The sequence below is a fragment of the Clostridium sp. ETTB3 genome, from assembly GCF_053571985.1.
Window position 1 is genome coordinate 1,688,654 of the sequence record NZ_CP199832.1, and the last position, 17,084, is coordinate 1,705,737.

The following is a 17,084-nucleotide window of genomic DNA, read 5'->3' on the forward strand; positions in this document are numbered from 1 at the left end:
TCACTCCTCGCCAAAATTTACTGAATTCAAACACAATTTATTATATAAAGCTAACGAACAAAAGTCAAGCCTATTTATATAATTACTTTTGTATTAATTCTAAAGTGTCTCTCGCAATCATTAATTCTTCATTTGTAGGAATAACGAAAGCCTTAACTTTGCATCCTGGTTTAGATATTTCTCTTATCTTACCTCTAACATTGTTAGCTTCTTTATCTACTTCTACTCCTAAGAATTCTAATCCCTTTAAGCATTCTTCTCTTGTTTCTGGTCCATTTTCACCTACACCAGCAGTAAATACGATAGCATCTACTCCACCCATTATAGCTGCATATGACCCAATTGTAGCTCTTACTTTGTATTCAAATACTTTAAGTGCTAATATTGCTCTAGGGTCTTTATCTTTAAATGCTCCATCTTCAATATCTCTAAAGTCTGAGCTAATTCCAGAAACCCCAAGAACACCTGATTTTTTATTCATTAAGTCATTTACTTCATCAGCTGATAACCCTTCTTCTTTCATTAAGAAAGTAACTATTGCTGGGTCTATGTTACCACATCTTGTTCCCATAGCAACACCTTCAAGTGGTGTGAATCCCATTGATGTATCTACAGAAACACCATTTTTAACAGCACATAAGCTTGCACCATTACCTAAGTGACAAGTGATTATCTTTAAATCTTTTATATCTTTACCCATAACTTCTGCAACTTTTTGAGAAACATACTTATGAGAAGTTCCGTGGAATCCATATTTTCTAATTCCATGTTTTTGATATAATTCATATGGTAAAGCATAAATGTATGCTTCTTCTGGCATAGTTCCATGGAAAGCAGTATCAAATACAGCTACCATTGGTGTATTTGGCATTAATTCTTCACAAGCATTAATACCTATCATATTAGCTGGGTTGTGAAGTGGGGCTAATTTAAAACATTCTTCTATATATGCTTTAACTTCTGAATCTATTACAACTGAAGCGTTGTATTTTTCACCACCATGAACAACTCTGTGTCCTACTGCTGAAATTTCATCCATAGATGAAATAACTCCGTTTTCTGAATCAACTAAAGCATCTAAAACTAATTTTATTGCATCTTTATGATCTGCCATTGGTTGTTTTACGATATATTTATCTCTTCCTTCAACCTTTTGAGTTAAAACAGAGCCTTCAATCCCTATTCTTTCAACTAACCCTTGAGCTAATGATTCTTCTGTAGACATATCGATTAATTGATATTTAAGTGAAGAACTTCCACAGTTTATAACTAATACTTTCATTTTTGAACACCTCTTAAAACTATTTGATCTTTTTATTTGATCTTATTTATTTGAATTTTTTGCTTGAGCTTGAACTGCTGTTAACATAACAACACTAACGATATCATCTGAAGTACATCCTCTTGATAAATCGTTAATTGGCTTTGCAAAACCTTGACACATTGGTCCTATAGCTTCAGCTCCTGCAAATCTTTGAACTAACTTATATCCAATATTTCCTGATTGTAAATCTGGGAATATTAATACGTTAGCTTTACCAGCTACTTTACTATTTGGAGCTTTTTGTGCTGCAACACTTTCAACTATAGCTGCATCTAATTGAAGCTCACCATCTATTAATAAATCTGGTCTTAATTCTTTTGCAAGTTCAGTTGCTTTTCTTACCTTTTCAACTAATTCGTGATCTGCACTTCCCATTGTTGAGAATGATAACATTGCTACTCTTGGTTCAACCTTACAAAGATTACGTGCAGTATCAGCTGTTGCAATTGCAATTGCTGCTAATTGCTCATAATTTGGATTAGGATTAACTGCACAGTCAGAGAATAATAACATTCCGTTTTCACCGTACTTAGATCCTGGCACCATCATTATAAAGAAACTTGAAACTACAGAAACACCTGGAGCTGTCTTTATAATTTGTAAACCTGGTCTTAATAAATCACCAGTTGTATGAACAGCACCTGAAACCATTCCATCTGCATCATCTAATTTAACCATCATTGTTCCAAAATATAATGGATCTCTAACTATTTTATCAGCTTTTTCTAAAGTCATTCCTTTATTTTTTCTTGATTCATAAAATGCATTTATATAATCTTGAAGTCTATCTGATTTATTAGGATTTATAATTTCTACACCTGTTAAATCAACATCAAGCTCTTTAGCTTTGTTTAGTATTTTTTCTTCATCTCCGATTAAAATTGGAAATGCTAAGCCTTCTTTTTGAATTTTTTCAGTAGCAACAATTGTTCTTTCTTCATCACCTTCTGGTAAAACAATTCTTTGCTTATTTTCCTTAGCTGCATTCCATAACTTATCCATAAGTTCCATATTTAATTTCTCCTTTCGAATTTATACGGTCTCATCAACAATACTAATATACTCCTACGTAAGCATATTTTTCAATACCTAAATTATCTAAAAAATTAATTCTTTATATTACAAATTTTCTGAATTTTATTTTTAAAATATTTTTATATAATATATATATTATATAAATCTATCCAATTTTTAATATTATATAACCTCTTTTACTTTTTCTCCTCTATGCTATAATAACTTTATATTTCCCAAAAAGGAGTTAAAATATGAACATAACAGGAATAATAACTGAATATAATCCATTTCATAATGGACATAAATTCCACTTAGAAGAATCTAAGAAACAAACAAAATCTGATGGAACAATTTGCATAATGAGTGGAAACTTCGTTCAAAGAGGCGGTCCAGCAATAATTGATAAATGGAAAAGAACAGAAATGGCATTAAGTAATGGAGTGGATTTAATAATTGAATTACCTACTTTTTATGCTGTTTCTTCTGCTGAATTTTTTGCTAAAGGAGCAGTTTCAATTCTAAATTCTTTAAACATAGTAAACAATTTATTTTTCGGCTCAGAAATTGGAGATGCAAAAGCTCTTTCAGAAATTGCAAAAGTCCTTGTATCTGAAGATGAAAGATTTCAAAATATCTTAAAGGAAAATTTATCATTAGGTCTTACCTTTGCAAAAGCTCGTGAAAAAAGCTTAATTGAATATTTAAATAGCAGTGAAATAAATAATATAATAACTTCCTCAAATAACATTTTAGGAATCGAATACATAAAAGCTATTTTAAAATTAAATAGTTCAATTAATCCAGTTGCATTAAAAAGAGAAGGCTCTAATTATAATGATAAATCTTTATCACAAACATTTTCTTCTGCAACATCAATAAGAGAAGTTTTAAAAAATACAAGTAATATAGAAGATTTAAAAAATATAATCCCATTAGAATCCTATGAAGTTTTTAGTAAATTGCAAGAACAAGATTATAGATTTACTTTTGAAGAAGAAATGTTTAAATATATTAAGTATAAAATACAAACTAACTGTGTAAATTTTAACAATCTTTATGAAGTAACAGAAGGATTAGATAATAAGATAATTAAAGAAATTTCTTCATCAAATTCACTTCATGAGTTTATATTAAAAATAAAAAGCAAAAGATATACTTATAGTAAAATCTCAAGAATTCTTACTCATATATATTTAGGTCTTGATAATGATGATTTTAAAGATATTGCTAATGAAAATAACCTTTATGTACGTGTTTTAGGATTTAACAAAACAGGAAGAGAAATTCTTTCATTAATTAAAGCTAATTCCTCTATCCCTTTAATAACGAAGGTTCCACGCTTTACAAATAATCCACTTTTAAAATTTGACTTACAAGCTACAGCTTGTTATTCATTATTAAATGATAAAGTAAATCCTTTTAATGATTATCTTCAAAGTCCTATTATAAAATATTAATATTACAATAATTAACGCATATAAATACTATAGATGGGAGGTGTACCATGTATAGTATTATTTTTTTACTTATAATAATTTCCTTATTGCTATTATTATTATTTAAACTTTTTAATGGTAACAGAAATTATTTTATGTGTATTTTAATTACATTTTTTATTTTTTTATTTGTATCTAATTTAAGAGATTGTATTGATGCTGCTTTAGTTGGTGTGAGCTTAGTTATAAAAACTATTGTCCCAACAATTTTCCCCTTTTCTGTTATATGTAATTTATTGATTTCTTATGATGGAGTTTGGTTATACTCAAAAATATTAGGACCTATATTTTGTAAACCTCTAAAACTTTCAAAACAATCTTCTTTTCCTATAGTTGCAAGCATATTAAGTGGTTATCCTCTTGGCTGTAAATATTGCTGTGATTTATATTCTTTAGGCTACATAAATAGAGATGAGTTCGAAAGATTATTAAATATAGCAAGTAATGCAAGTCCAATGTTTTTAATTGGTTCTATAGGAGCAACTATGTTAGGCGATATAAAATTAGGATTTATTTTACTTATTAGCAATTATTCAACTCCAATAATTGTAGGTATTTTAACAATAAAAAACAGTAAAACTCTTTCTAATATGAAGGAGATTAAATCTAATTCTATCAATATTAATTTTGGAACATCATTAAAATATGCACTTGATAATGGTGTAAATACAACTTTACAAGTAGGTTCTTTTGTAGTTTTATTTTCAATAATTATAAGCATAATAAAAAACAATGCTTATGTAAGCATTATTTTTAGTAATATAGAAGCTTTTTTTAATCTTCCTCAATATTCACTTTATGGAATCTTTTTAGGTAGTATTGAATTTACTAATGGCTGTAAGCTTATAACAACACTACCTTTAACAATGCCATTTAAATTAGCTATAATTAGCTTTATTTGTTCTTTTTCTGGTTTATCAGTAATAGCACAAATAAGTTCTTTTATTTCTAAATATAATGTATCAATAATTAAATATAGTCTTTATAAATTATTACAAGGAATAATAAGCTTTATTATAACATTTATAATAAGTAGTATATTTATATTTAAATATACTACTTATACATCAACATTTGTTTCTATTAACAACAATATTTCTTTAGTTATTTACTTATTAATTTTACTAGTACTAATATGTACATTAACTATTGCGGTTTATAAGAAATTACATACTTCTTAATTCTGCTATATTTTCTTTAATTATTGTGCCTCTTTTAGTTAAATTTTCATCTATATCTTTTGCTACTTTTTCAAATGATTCTTGCATAGATTTAATTAACTCTATTTTTTGTTTTTCTATTTCTTGATCTAATTGAACTAATATTTCATTAGAATATTCTCTTGAACCAAGTCTAATAGCTTTAGCATCTCTTTCTGCTAGAGCTATTATTTCACTTGCTTTTAACCTTGCTTCTCTAACAATATCATGATTTTCAACATGTTGCTTAAAAAATTCAACACTTTCCCTTTTTGCACTATCATATTCCTTTTGTGCGTCCCCAAGGATTCTATCTTTTTCATTCAAAATCCACTCAGCTTTTTTTATTTGATCAGGTAAACACTGTGCTATTTTATCAATTACTTCTATAAATTCCTTTTTATCTATCATTGATTTTCCTGTAATAGGCATTTTGGCTGAACTTTCTATCATATCCTGCAAATAATCTAATAATTCATATACACTTGAATCTCCATTATCCAAAAAATGCTCCCCCTATCTCTTATTCCTTAATTTTTCTAATAACATCTTCAACTATTTCATCTGGAACTAATCCATTTATTTTACCACCAAACTTAGCAACTTGTTTAACCGATGATGAACTTAAAAAAGAATTTGCAGCTGATGTAGTCATAAATAATGTTTCTACCTCATTATCAAGTTGTGAATTCATAAGTGCCATTTGGAACTCATACTCGAAATCAGTTACTGCTCTTAACCCCTTTAGTATAACCTTTGCTTCATATTCTTTTGCTAAATCTACTAAAAGACCATTAAAACTAACAACTTCAACATTAGGCAAATGTTGTGTTACTCTTTTTATAAGTTCAACTCTTTCTTTAATAGAAAATAATCCAACTTTATCAATATTAACAAGTACTCCAACTATTAATTTATCAAAAACCTTGGCTCCTCTTGTAATAATATCTAAGTGACCATTAGTTATTGGGTCAAAACTTCCCGGATAAATTGCTACTCTCATATTCCTCTCCCCAAGTTAATTTTTTTTATAATAACATACAGTTGTATTGCCATACTTTTTAGATTTATATAACTTTATACTACCATATCCTTCATAAATTTCTTCTATAGAATCTATTTTTGTAACTATAATACCGTCTTCACTTAACATTTTATTTTCTTCTATGATTTTCATTGCCTCAGGAATCATTTCTTTACAATAAGGTGGATCAATAAATATAACATCCATAACCTTTCCCTTTTTGGCTAAATCTCTTAACACATCATATGAATCCTTATTTAAAGGAAAACAAAAATCATCAAACTTTAAATTTTTAACATTTTCCTTTAATAAAGGAAACGTTACAGCACTTTTGTCTACTAAATAAACTTCCTTTGCACCTCTACTTGCTGCTTCTAATCCTAAACTTCCTGTTCCAGCAAATACATCAATTACTACTGCATCTAATAAATAATTTTGTATAGTGCTAAACATTGCTTCTTTAACTCTATCTAAAGTAGGTCTAGTTTCCATAGTCGCTGGAGGTATTAATTTACGTCCTCTTGCTTTTCCTGCTATAATTCTCATTTAATTTCCTCCTTTGTCATTAACATTATAATTCTAACATATAATTAATTTATTAACAATTTTTTTATTATCTTTATAATAAGACTCACAATATTTTAACTTACCCCTTATCCATTTTGTCGAATGAGTAAGTTCACCTTGCCAAATTAAAATTTGGAGGTTCATTATGAAACTCCTCCTCTCTTCGGTCGGATGAGTAAGTTCACCTTACCAAATTAAAATTTGGAGGTTATATTATGAAACTCCTCCTCTCTTCGGTCGGATGAGTAAGTTCACCTTGCCAAATTAAAATTTGGAGGTTCACTTAATTAAAGCAAATATACTTACTCCATCTTTCTAAAGAATTTTTAATTTCTTTGCAGAACTCAACTTTTTCTGGCTCATTTGAGTCAAGCAAAAGCTTTGCTTCACTTTTAGCACATCTTAATATATTCATATCATCATATATGTTAGCTAAAATAAACTCTTCATCTCCACTTTGCCTTCTTCCAAACATTTCTCCTGAGCCTCTTAATTTCAAATCTTCTTCTGAAATATAAAATCCATCAGTAGATGATATCATTATTTCCATTCTTTTTTTAGTGTTTTCACTTTTTGCTTTTGCAATTAAGAAACAATAAGATTCATAGCTACCTCTGCCAACTCTTCCTCTTAACTGATGTAATTGAGCAAGACCAAATCTTTCAGCATTTTCAATTATCATAACTGAAGCATTAGGCACATTAACACCAACTTCAATAACTGTAGTTGAAATTATTGCTTTAGTTTCATTTTTCTTAAATCTTTCTATTATTTCATCCTTTTCCTTTGGCTTCATCTTACCATGAAGAATTTCAATTGGAATTCCTCTAAACATTCCATGACTTAATTCATTATAAAGTTTTTCAACAGAATTTAACTTATTATCTTCATCTTCCTCAATTAAAGGACATACTATATAAACCTGTCTTCCTTTATCTATTTCATCTAAAGCTAAATCATATGCAGAATTTCTTTCATTTTCATTAAAAAATCTTGTATCAATAGGTTTTCTTCCTGGTGGAAGCTGATCTATTGCTGATATATCTAAATCTGAATAAACATATAAGGCAAGTGTTCTTGGAATAGGTGTAGCTGTCATTACCATTACATCTGGTCTTCTTCCTTTATTAATAAGCCTACTTCTTTGTTCAACTCCAAATCTATGCTGCTCATCAGTAATTACTAATCCTAAGTTTTTAAAATCTACATCTTCTTGAATTAAAGCATGAGTTCCAATAACAATAAGCGGTTCATCAGTGCTAATAAGCTCCTTAATACGTCTTTTTTCCTTCATTGGAGTACTTCCTGTCAATAATTCTATATGTATATTAAAAGGCTCTAATAATTTTTTTGCTTCTAAATAATGCTGATTAGCTAATATTTCTGTTGGTACCATTAATGTAGCTTGATACCTATTTTTAACTACATTAAACATTGCAATTAATGCAACTACTGTTTTGCCACTTCCAACATCACCTTGTACAAGCCTATTCATTGGCCAAGGACTTTTTTGATCTCTTAATATTTCTCTTACAACCCTTGTTTGTGCCTCTGTTAAGCTATAAGGAAGTGCCATCTTTAACTCCCTTAATTCATCTACTAATTTAAATTCAATTCCATTTTTAGTTCTTAAATTCTTTTTTAACATTAAAAGCTTCATTGAATAAGTAAAAAGCTCTTGAAATTTTAATCTGTTAATTGCAAGCTCAAGTTCCCTTTTCCCACTAGGAAAATGTATATTTTTAATTGCAAAATCTAAGCTAGTCATTTTATATTTTTCTAATAAATATTTAGGTAAATTATCATTAATAGTAATTTGTTCTAAACAATTTCCTATAAGCTTTATTAAAATTTTATCGCTTAACTCACCTTTTAAACTATACTTAGGAACTATTTCATTTTCTTTTGCAAGTTTAACTCCTATAATTGGATTAATAACTTCTAATCTATTAGCTACCCTTTTAAATTTTCCCATTAAATCATAGCTTTGCCCTATTTTAAATGTATTTTTGATAAATCCTTGATTAAACCATTTTGCTAAAACTAAATTTCCTAAATAATTAAGCCTAATTGTAGTTAATACTTTTCCTGTTTTAGTTCTTACATCCCTATCTATTCCAACACAAATACAAGATAAAACCTGTTTATCTTCTTCATCAATTTCATTAAATGGAATATTGCTTCTTAAAAATTCATAATCTCTTGGAAAATATAAAAGTAAATCTAAAATTGAAAATATGCCACATTTATTTAATTTTTCTAAAAGCTTAGGACCAACTCCCTTTAAGCATTTTACATCTTGTGATATATCCATAACCCTTCTCCAATCCGTTAAATTACAACTATAATTCTTTTAATTATAAACAATTATAATAAAATCATAAATACAATTTTATTATAATTTTACATAAAAATAAAGTACAAGAAGACTTTGTATCTCCTTGCACTTTAAAAATTATTCTACAGCCATTATGAAGTAGTATAAAGGTTGATCTCCCTTGTACATTTGGATATCACAATCTTCATACTTTTCTTCTAATTTTTCTGTAAATTCTTCTATTTTATTTTCATCTACATCTTTGCCATAAAAAATAGTTATAAGCTCACTATCTTCATCAACCATAGATTCTAATATTCCTTCTGCTACAGTAAAATAATCATCTCCAACCTTATTGATTTTACCTTCAATAAGACCTAACATGTTACCTTCTTTAATTTCAATTCCATCCATTTCAGTATCTCTAACTGCATAAGTTACAGAACCTGTCTTAACAAGTTCTAATGCTTCCATTAAAGCTGCTTCATTTTCATCTACTTCATGTTCTGAGTTAAACATTGTTATACAAGTTATTCCTTGTGGAATGCTCTTAGTTGGTATAACTCTAACATCTTTATCTGATATTTCAGCTGCTTGAGTTGCTGCCATAATAATATTTTTATTATTAGGTAAAATAAATATATGATCTGCATTTAACTTAGAAATACATTCCATCATGTCTTGGGTAGATGGATTCATTGTTTGACCACCTTCAATAACATAATCAACACCTAAATCTTTAAGAACATGAGTTATTCCTTCACCCATTGCAACAGAAATAAATGCATATTTTTTCTTTTCAACTGCTACTTCTGCTTTTGCTTGTTCTTCTGCAATTTTTTGTTGCTCTTCTTTAGAAGTTAAAAGTTCTCTATGCTCTTCTCTCATATTATCTATTTTAATTTTAGATAATTCTCCTACAGCTACTGCCTTAGATAAAACTAATCCAGGATCATTTGTATGGATATGTACTTTAATAACATCATCATATCCAACCACTATCATAGAATCTCCAAGTGGTTCTATTTCATCTTGAAAAGCCTTTGCCTTAGAAGCATCTCCTAATATTATAAATTCTGTACAGTATCCAAATTTAATATCAATTTCTTCTGTAACTTGTGCATTTGTTCCTGTTGAATTTCCAGCTGCAATATCTTTTATTTCAGCTTTTATTCCATCTTTTAATGCATCATGCATTCCTTGTAATATGATATATAATCCCATACCACCAGAATCTACAACTTTTGCTTTTTTAAGTGCAGGTAAAAGTTCTGGAGTTTTATCAAGCATTATTTTTGCTTCTAAAACAACTTCATTTAAAAGTTCAACTATATCAGTCTTATTACTTTTTATAGCTCCTTCTGAAGCAGCTCTTATTACAGAAAGAATTGTACCTTCTGTTGGTTTCATAACAGCTTTATAAGCTGCTTTACTTCCCTCAGCAAAAGCATTTGCTAGCTCAACGCTATCTACACTAGTTTTTCCTTCTAATCCTTTAGAAATCCCTCTAAGTATTTGAGATAATATAACACCTGAGTTACCTCTTGCTCCCATTAAAGCACCTTTAGCTAACTTCTTAGAAGTTTCACCTATAGATTCTGAATTTAAGTTTTCTATTTCCTTAACTGCCGCTTTAAATGTCATAGACATATTTGTCCCTGTATCACCATCTGGTACAGGAAATACATTTAAAGCATTAACAAAATCACTTTCTTCCAGTAACCTATTACTAGCATTAACAACCATATTATAAAAATCATGGCCGTTTATTCTATCATATTTCATTTTGTTCCCTCCTAGACTCTAACCGCTTGAACATTAACCGTAACTGAAGCAACCTTTAGTCCAGTATAATTTTCAACACTATAACGTACCTTTTGAATAATATTATTAGCTATTACAGAAATTTTAGTTCCATATTCAACCATTATAGATAATTCAATTATTAATTTATCATCATCATTAAAATTTAATTTAACACCCTTACTTAAATTTTCAATTCTCATTAACTCCCATAAACCTTCTGTAGCATTTTTAGACACCATACCAACAACACCATAACATTCCATTGTTGATAATCCTACTATTTTTGCTAATACCTCTTCAGAATAGTGTATACTTCCTAGGTCATTTGAATATCCTACCATACAAATTCCTCCTTTATATCTTTCCATATAAAACATTGTATATTAGTTACCATATTAATTCAAGTTAATTTATCCTTTTCGCGCTTCATTTACCATGATATTATAATTTTTTTAAATATTTTTTTCAAATAATCTTGCATTTTTAATATAAGTTATGTTAAAATCTATTTTGTCCTATTGAAGAGAAATTATCTTCATACAATAAGGAGGTGTTTTCAAGTGGCAAGAAGATGCGAAGTTTGTAACAAAGGTGTAGTATCTGGAACTCAATACTCACACTCACATCGTCAATCTAAGAGAACTTGGGCTCCTAACATAAAGAGAGTAAAGGCTTTAGTTAACGGAACACCAAAAACTGTTCACGTTTGTACAAGATGTCTTAGATCTGGTAAAGTTGAAAGAGCAATATAAGTTCAAATAGAAAATGCAATTGATTAAATCAATTGCATTTTTTATTTTACTAAATTTTAATAATCCATACTTTTAATACATATGTACTATTTCTTTCTAGTAAAAAATTTTATAATTGATGATAAAAATTTAGGTAACTTAATTGCTACTATCTTCATATATTTTCCCTCCATTCACTAGCTTTATATTAAAAACTAAGAATGTAATTTTATTTTAAAATAAAATACACCACTCCTTACTACTCATTCTATGCAGTAAAATATAAAGTGGTGCATAATTTAAAAAAATTTTTTTTATTTTATTTTATTTTAATCTTTTGAAAACATAACTAATAAATTGCCATTAGAAACTTCTATGTTTATTTCATTTGAATTAAATTCATTTGAAACAGTTCTTGAGTCTCCAACTTTTAATTTATACTTATCTAATGTATATTTTGCATCTTTAATTGTAAATTCCTTAATTTCTTCATTATATGCTAAAAATGATATATATTTATATTCATCATCACTATAAATTTTAAAATTTGAATTCACTAAAAAAACCTTATTTCTATCATCTATTATTTGCGCTCTAACACCCTTATTTAAAGCATTTAATAATAATCCTAAATTACCTAATGTATGATCTAATCTTTTCCCTGTAGACCCTAAAAAATAAATTTCACTTGCTTTTTTTGATATTGCTAATTCAAAAGCTTCTTCTGAATCAGTAAAATCTTTTTCGCAATTATACTTATATTTTGCTGCTCCAAGATTCTCTAATTTTTTTATTACTTCAGCCTTAGAGGAATCAAAATCACCAACTATGTATTGAGGAGTTATATTTAAATCATAAAGATAATTGCAACCTTTATCTACTCCTATTATTAGTTCACAAGAACTTGCATACTTTCTTATAACTTCATCTTTTGGCTTTTCTCCTCCAGACATTATTAAACATTTCATTTATTACCCTCTTAATGATTTAATATTTTCTTCAATATCTCCGCCATTAAATATAGCAGAACCTGCTACAATTACATTTGCTCCAGCTTCAATAACATCTTTTACATTATCCTTGCCTATACCACCGTCTACTTGAATTAATATATTTTCATTTCCTGCTTTAATCGCCATTTCTTTAACTTCTTTAATTTTATCTAAAGAATATGGTATAAAACTTTGTCCTCCAAAGCCTGGATTTACAGACATTATTAAAACCATATCTAAATTAGCTATTATATTTTTTAATACACAAACTGGAGTTGCAGGATTTAATGCTACTGCAGCCTTTACTCCCTTTGATTTAATATATTGTATAGCCCTGTCTAAATGCTTTTCTGCTTCATAATGTAAAGTAATTATATCTGCTCCTGCATCGATAAATCCATCTATATATCTTTGTGGATTATTAATCATTAAATGAACATCAAAAACCTTGTTTGTTTTATTTCTAATTGCTTTTATTACAGGCATCCCAAATGTTATATTTGGTACAAATTCTCCATCCATTACATCTATATGAATAAAATCTGCTCCTGCATCATTAAGCTTTATTACTTCTTCGCCTAATTTTGAAAAATCTGCTGATAATATTGATGGTGCTATTTTAATCATTAGTATTTCCTCCCATTCATTATTTCTTGTAATGTTCTTATATAAAAGTCATATCTAACTTTATTAATCTTACCCTCTTCTACTGCCATTTTAACTGCACAACTAGGTTCCTTATAATGTGAGCATCCCCTAAACTTACATTGATTATTGTATTCTTCAAATTCTGGGAAGCAATATTTTAAATCATCCTTATCTATAAAAGTAACCTCCAATGTTGAGAAACCTGGTGTATCAACTATGTATCCATCTTGTACATCAATAAGTTCACTATGTCTTGTTGTATGTTTTCCTCTTCCTAATTTATCTGAAACTTCCCCTGTTTCCATGTAATATTTTTCAGTTAAGGTGTTTATAAGTGTTGATTTTCCTGCTCCTGATGGCCCACAAAGCACAGTTACATTCCCTTCTAACTTTTCATTTAATGCTTCAACACCAAGACCTTGTTTTGCATTAATAAACAACACTTCATAACCAATTGAATTAATTTTTTCCTTAACAATTTTTCTTTCTTCATCTGATACTAAATCAACTTTATTTAAACATACAATTGCTTTTATATTATTATGTTCACATAATACTAAAAATCTGTTTAATAAATCATAATTAATATCAGGAGTTTTAATTGCAAAAACAACAAATGCTTGTGTTACATTAGCAACTGTAGGTCTGATAAGTTCACTTTTTCTTTCATGAATGTCACAAATAACACCTTTGCCATGCTCTACTACTATTTCTACGTCATCTCCAACAAGAGGCTTCATATCTCTATGTCTAAACTTTCCTCTTGCTTTGCACTCTATTAGTCCATCAGTAGTTTTTACATAATAAAAACCACCAATTCCTTTGATTATTTTTCCTTTCATAGTACCTCCAAACATTTTACTCTTCTTAATAATAATAAACACTATTATTAAATAAATGCAATATTTTATTTTATAAAATGAAAAAAAAGTGAAATTACATTATTGCAATCTCACTTTTTCATCATATTATCTATTAACACTAGTTGTTTATACTTACATCATTATTTTTATTTGTATCAATTCCTATTCTATCTGCTGTACTTTCATCTTTATTATTATCATTACCTGAGCCACTATCTCCGCTACCTGGTTTATTAGTGTCATCACCTTTATCATCATTGCCATCATTACCAGTGTTACTGTTATTACCAGTATTACTGTTATTACCAGTATTACTGTTATTACCAGTATTACTGTTATTGCCACCATTATTATCAACTGAAGATTTTTTTTCAACTTGAATTTTAACAGTTTCACCTTTTTTAATCTTATTGTTAAATCCTTTTACAACATAAGAACTCATATCAACATCTTGTGATGCGCCTGAAATAGAATATGATATTCCAGCACTTTCTAATGAACTTACTGCATCAGATAATGTCATACCAACACTAATATACTTACTAACATCTATTGAAGTTTCTGTATATCTTCCATAAATAAGAGTAATTCTTGAACCACTTGATACCTTAGTTCCACCTTCAATAGTTTGTTTTAATACCATTCCATCTTGTGATTTATCTTCTGTTTTTTGCTCTTCTAACAATACCACTAAACCTTTGCTTTCTAATTCACCCTTAGCCTTATCAACATTAGTTCCTATATAATTTGAAACAGAAACATAAGTTTCTTTAGGCCCCTTACTTATAGTTAATTGTATTGTTGAACCTATTGCTACATCTGTTCCTTTTTCAGGATATTGTCTTATTAAATATCCTGATTCAACATTGTCACTATATTCTTCAGTAATTTCATAATTTAATCCTTTTTGAGTTAAGAAATCTTTTATATAATTTATTTCTCTATCTCTTAAATCAGGTACTGTTACCTTTTTACTTGCTCCAGCTACCTTAACATTAATTACATCACCCTTTTTAGCAGTTTTATTAGCTTCTGGTGACATTTCTAATATTGTTCCTTCAGCTTTATCACTTTCAACAGTTTCATAAATCTTTAATTTTAATCCTAACTTTTCTAATTCCTTAGTTGCATCATCAACTAACATGCCTTTAATATCTGGAATTGTAACATTCTTTTCGCTATTACTAGTACTACTACCACTAAATGATCCTGATCCCAAAGCAAAGCCAATTCCTAATAATAATGCTAATACTATTGCAGATATGCCTATTATAATTGCAGTATTTTTATTTTTCTTATTTTTATTAGTTTTATTATTTTGATTAGCTTTCTTACTTTTCTTAAATATTTCTATATCATCATCTTCATCATCTTCGTCATCATCATAATCATTTTCAAAATCATCTCTTGTATAAATTTTATTTTTTGACTCTTCTGAAGTGTTCTTTGATGATTCATTTTTTACAAAATCCTCAACTCTTATTGGTTCCATAATGATAGTTTTTCCATCATCATAATTTTCAACTGTACCAATTGATACATTAGGATTTTCCTTTATTTTTTGCAAATCATCTATTAATTCTTTACAATTTTGATATCTATTAATACACTCCTTGCTCATACACTTCATAATCAAATTATTTAAACTATCAGGTATAGCTTGGTTTTGTTTCTTAGGTTCAATTGGCTCTGATTGAATATGCTTTAATGCAATTGTAACTGGTGATTCTCCATCAAAAGGAAGAACCCCTGTTACCATTTCATATAAAACAACCCCCAAAGAATAAATATCACTTCTTAAATCTACAAAAGAGCCTTTTGCTTGTTCTGGTGATAAATAATGAGCTGATCCCATTATTGTAGTTGTATTGGTAATAGTTGCTGAAGTTGAACTTTTTGCTATTCCAAAATCAGTTACTTTAATTAAGCCACTTTCAGTAACTAATATATTTTGTGGTTTTACATCTCTATGAATTATATTATTTTTATGTGCACATTCTAATGCCTTTGCTATTTGAATTGCAATACTTATTGCAGTAGTATAATTTAATTTTCCACTACCAACAATTAACTCTTTTAACGTTTTTCCATTAACATACTCCATAACAAAGTAATCAATATTTCCTTCTTCTTCATGTCCAACATCTAATACATTCACAATGTTTGCATCAGAAAAATTTGCTACTGCAGTTGCTTCTTTTTTAAACTTATCTGATATATCCTTGTTATTGGCAAATTCCTTTTTTAATACTTTTACAGCAACTAATCTACTTAACTTATTATCTCTAGCCTTATAAACTATAGCCATTCCACCTTCGCCAATCTTTTCCACCAGCTCATATCTATTTCCTAATACTTCACCAATCATTTTTACACCTCTCCTCCAAATAGCAAGACCGTAATATTATCTCTTCCCCCTCGACTTTTTGCTAATAAAATTAACTTGTCACAGGCATGATTATAATCATCAACTCTTTTAATTTCTTCTAACATTTCATCTTTTAATACTTCATTTGATAATCCATCTGTACACAATAAATATTTGTCATAAGAACTTAAATCATATTTAAATATATCAATCTTTACTATGTTGCTAGTACCTAATGCACGTGTAATAACATTTTTCTTTGGGTGATTTCTACCTTCTTCTTCTGTAATTGTACCAGAATCAATTAATTCTTGAACTAATGAGTGATCCTTTGTAATTTTTTCTATACTATTATTTGTAATTCCAAAACAACTACTATCACCAACATTAGCAATAAATATATTATTATCACTAACTAATGCAGCAACTAATGTAGTTCCCATACCTTTATATTCACTACTTTCAATTGCTTTATTATAAATTTTAGAATTTGCAAATTCAATTGCATTTTCTAGTACATTCGTTCCCTCATTGTCATAATTTTCTTTTGCGTAAGACTTCACGGCTTCCACAGCCATTTTGCTAGCTACTTCCCCAGCATTATGACCTCCCATCCCATCTGCTACAACATATAATTTATATTTAGCTTCTTCACTGTATCCAGCATAGTCTTCATTTAATGTTCTAACTATACCTACATCACTCTTCATTCCCACCATTTGTCTTCTCCCC

General features: G+C 28.5%; 16 protein-coding genes. 3 read left to right on the plus strand and 13 right to left on the minus strand.

All coding sequences use genetic code 11. The annotated features are described in order from the left end of the window. Positions 1-82: 82 nt before the first annotated feature. Both ACUN06_RS08345 and pta read right to left on the minus strand, forming a co-directional pair. Positions 83-1,282, minus strand: coding sequence for an acetate kinase (locus tag ACUN06_RS08345; protein ID WP_291736396.1), 1,200 nt, complete (start codon positions 1,280-1,282; stop codon positions 83-85). 42 nt (positions 1,283-1,324) lie between these two features. Further along, positions 1,325-2,335, minus strand: coding sequence for a phosphate acetyltransferase (gene pta / locus ACUN06_RS08350; RefSeq protein WP_294367561.1), 1,011 nt, complete (start codon positions 2,333-2,335; stop codon positions 1,325-1,327). Positions 2,336-2,592: 257 nt separating this feature from the next. Between pta and ACUN06_RS08355 the strand changes: the two genes are divergently transcribed. After that, positions 2,593-3,798, plus strand: a complete 1,206-nt coding sequence (locus ACUN06_RS08355; protein WP_294367562.1) for a nucleotidyltransferase — start codon at positions 2,593-2,595, stop codon at positions 3,796-3,798. A gap of 47 nt (positions 3,799-3,845) precedes the next feature. After that, entirely contained in the window at positions 3,846-5,018 is a 1,173-nt protein-coding gene (gene ylbJ, locus ACUN06_RS08360; RefSeq protein WP_449389619.1) for a sporulation integral membrane protein YlbJ, read from the plus strand. Here ylbJ and ACUN06_RS08365 read toward each other — a convergent pair. The 6 genes from ACUN06_RS08365 to ACUN06_RS08390 form a co-directional block, all read right to left on the minus strand. Continuing rightward, on the minus strand, positions 5,004-5,540 hold the full coding sequence (locus ACUN06_RS08365) for an ATPase (RefSeq protein ID WP_291734956.1): 537 nt from the start codon (positions 5,538-5,540) through the stop codon (positions 5,004-5,006). The two genes, ylbJ and ACUN06_RS08365, sit on opposite strands and share 15 nt — an antisense overlap. A 19-nt stretch (positions 5,541-5,559) precedes the next feature. Continuing rightward, a complete protein-coding gene (gene coaD / locus ACUN06_RS08370) occupies positions 5,560-6,039 on the minus strand; it encodes a pantetheine-phosphate adenylyltransferase (RefSeq protein WP_291734959.1) in 480 nt (159 codons plus the stop codon). 15 nt (positions 6,040-6,054) lie between these two features. Further along, entirely contained in the window at positions 6,055-6,606 is a 552-nt protein-coding gene (gene rsmD / locus ACUN06_RS08375; RefSeq protein WP_291734963.1) for a 16S rRNA (guanine(966)-N(2))-methyltransferase RsmD, read from the minus strand. A 304-nt stretch (positions 6,607-6,910) separates the two neighbouring features. After that, positions 6,911-8,941, minus strand: a complete 2,031-nt coding sequence (recG, locus tag ACUN06_RS08380) for an ATP-dependent DNA helicase RecG (protein WP_291734964.1) — start codon at positions 8,939-8,941, stop codon at positions 6,911-6,913. A 141-nt stretch (positions 8,942-9,082) separates the two neighbouring features. Continuing rightward, entirely contained in the window at positions 9,083-10,729 is a 1,647-nt protein-coding gene (locus ACUN06_RS08385; protein ID WP_449389620.1) for a DAK2 domain-containing protein, read from the minus strand. An 11-nt stretch (positions 10,730-10,740) separates the two neighbouring features. Further along, positions 10,741-11,091: an Asp23/Gls24 family envelope stress response protein gene (locus ACUN06_RS08390; protein ID WP_291734968.1), complete on the minus strand. Its 351-nt coding sequence runs from the start codon at positions 11,089-11,091 to the stop codon at positions 10,741-10,743. 219 nt (positions 11,092-11,310) lie between these two features. On the opposite strand from ACUN06_RS08390, the gene rpmB reads away from it, so the two are divergent. After that, positions 11,311-11,502, plus strand: a complete 192-nt coding sequence (rpmB, locus tag ACUN06_RS08395; protein ID WP_005213497.1) for a 50S ribosomal protein L28 — start codon at positions 11,311-11,313, stop codon at positions 11,500-11,502. Positions 11,503-11,810: 308 nt separating this feature from the next. Here rpmB and ACUN06_RS08400 read toward each other — a convergent pair whose 3' ends face one another. The 5 genes from ACUN06_RS08400 to ACUN06_RS08420 form a co-directional block, all read right to left on the minus strand. Then, a complete protein-coding gene (locus ACUN06_RS08400) occupies positions 11,811-12,449 on the minus strand; it encodes a thiamine diphosphokinase (protein WP_291734970.1) in 639 nt (212 codons plus the stop codon). 3 nt (positions 12,450-12,452) lie between these two features. After that, a complete protein-coding gene (rpe, locus tag ACUN06_RS08405) occupies positions 12,453-13,100 on the minus strand; it encodes a ribulose-phosphate 3-epimerase (RefSeq protein ID WP_291734972.1) in 648 nt (215 codons plus the stop codon). After that, entirely contained in the window at positions 13,100-13,963 is an 864-nt protein-coding gene (rsgA, locus tag ACUN06_RS08410; RefSeq protein WP_291734973.1) for a ribosome small subunit-dependent GTPase A, read from the minus strand. The genes rpe and rsgA overlap by 1 nt, the downstream gene beginning before the upstream one ends. Positions 13,964-14,102: 139 nt before the next feature. Next, positions 14,103-16,352, minus strand: coding sequence for a Stk1 family PASTA domain-containing Ser/Thr kinase (gene pknB, locus ACUN06_RS08415; protein ID WP_449389621.1), 2,250 nt, complete (start codon positions 16,350-16,352; stop codon positions 14,103-14,105). Positions 16,353-16,354: 2 nt separating this feature from the next. Further along, the gene (locus ACUN06_RS08420) at positions 16,355-17,071 is read right to left on the minus strand and encodes a Stp1/IreP family PP2C-type Ser/Thr phosphatase (protein ID WP_291734154.1); all 717 of its coding nucleotides are present in this window, start codon (positions 17,069-17,071) and stop codon (positions 16,355-16,357) included. Between the last annotated feature and the right edge of the window lie 13 nt (positions 17,072-17,084).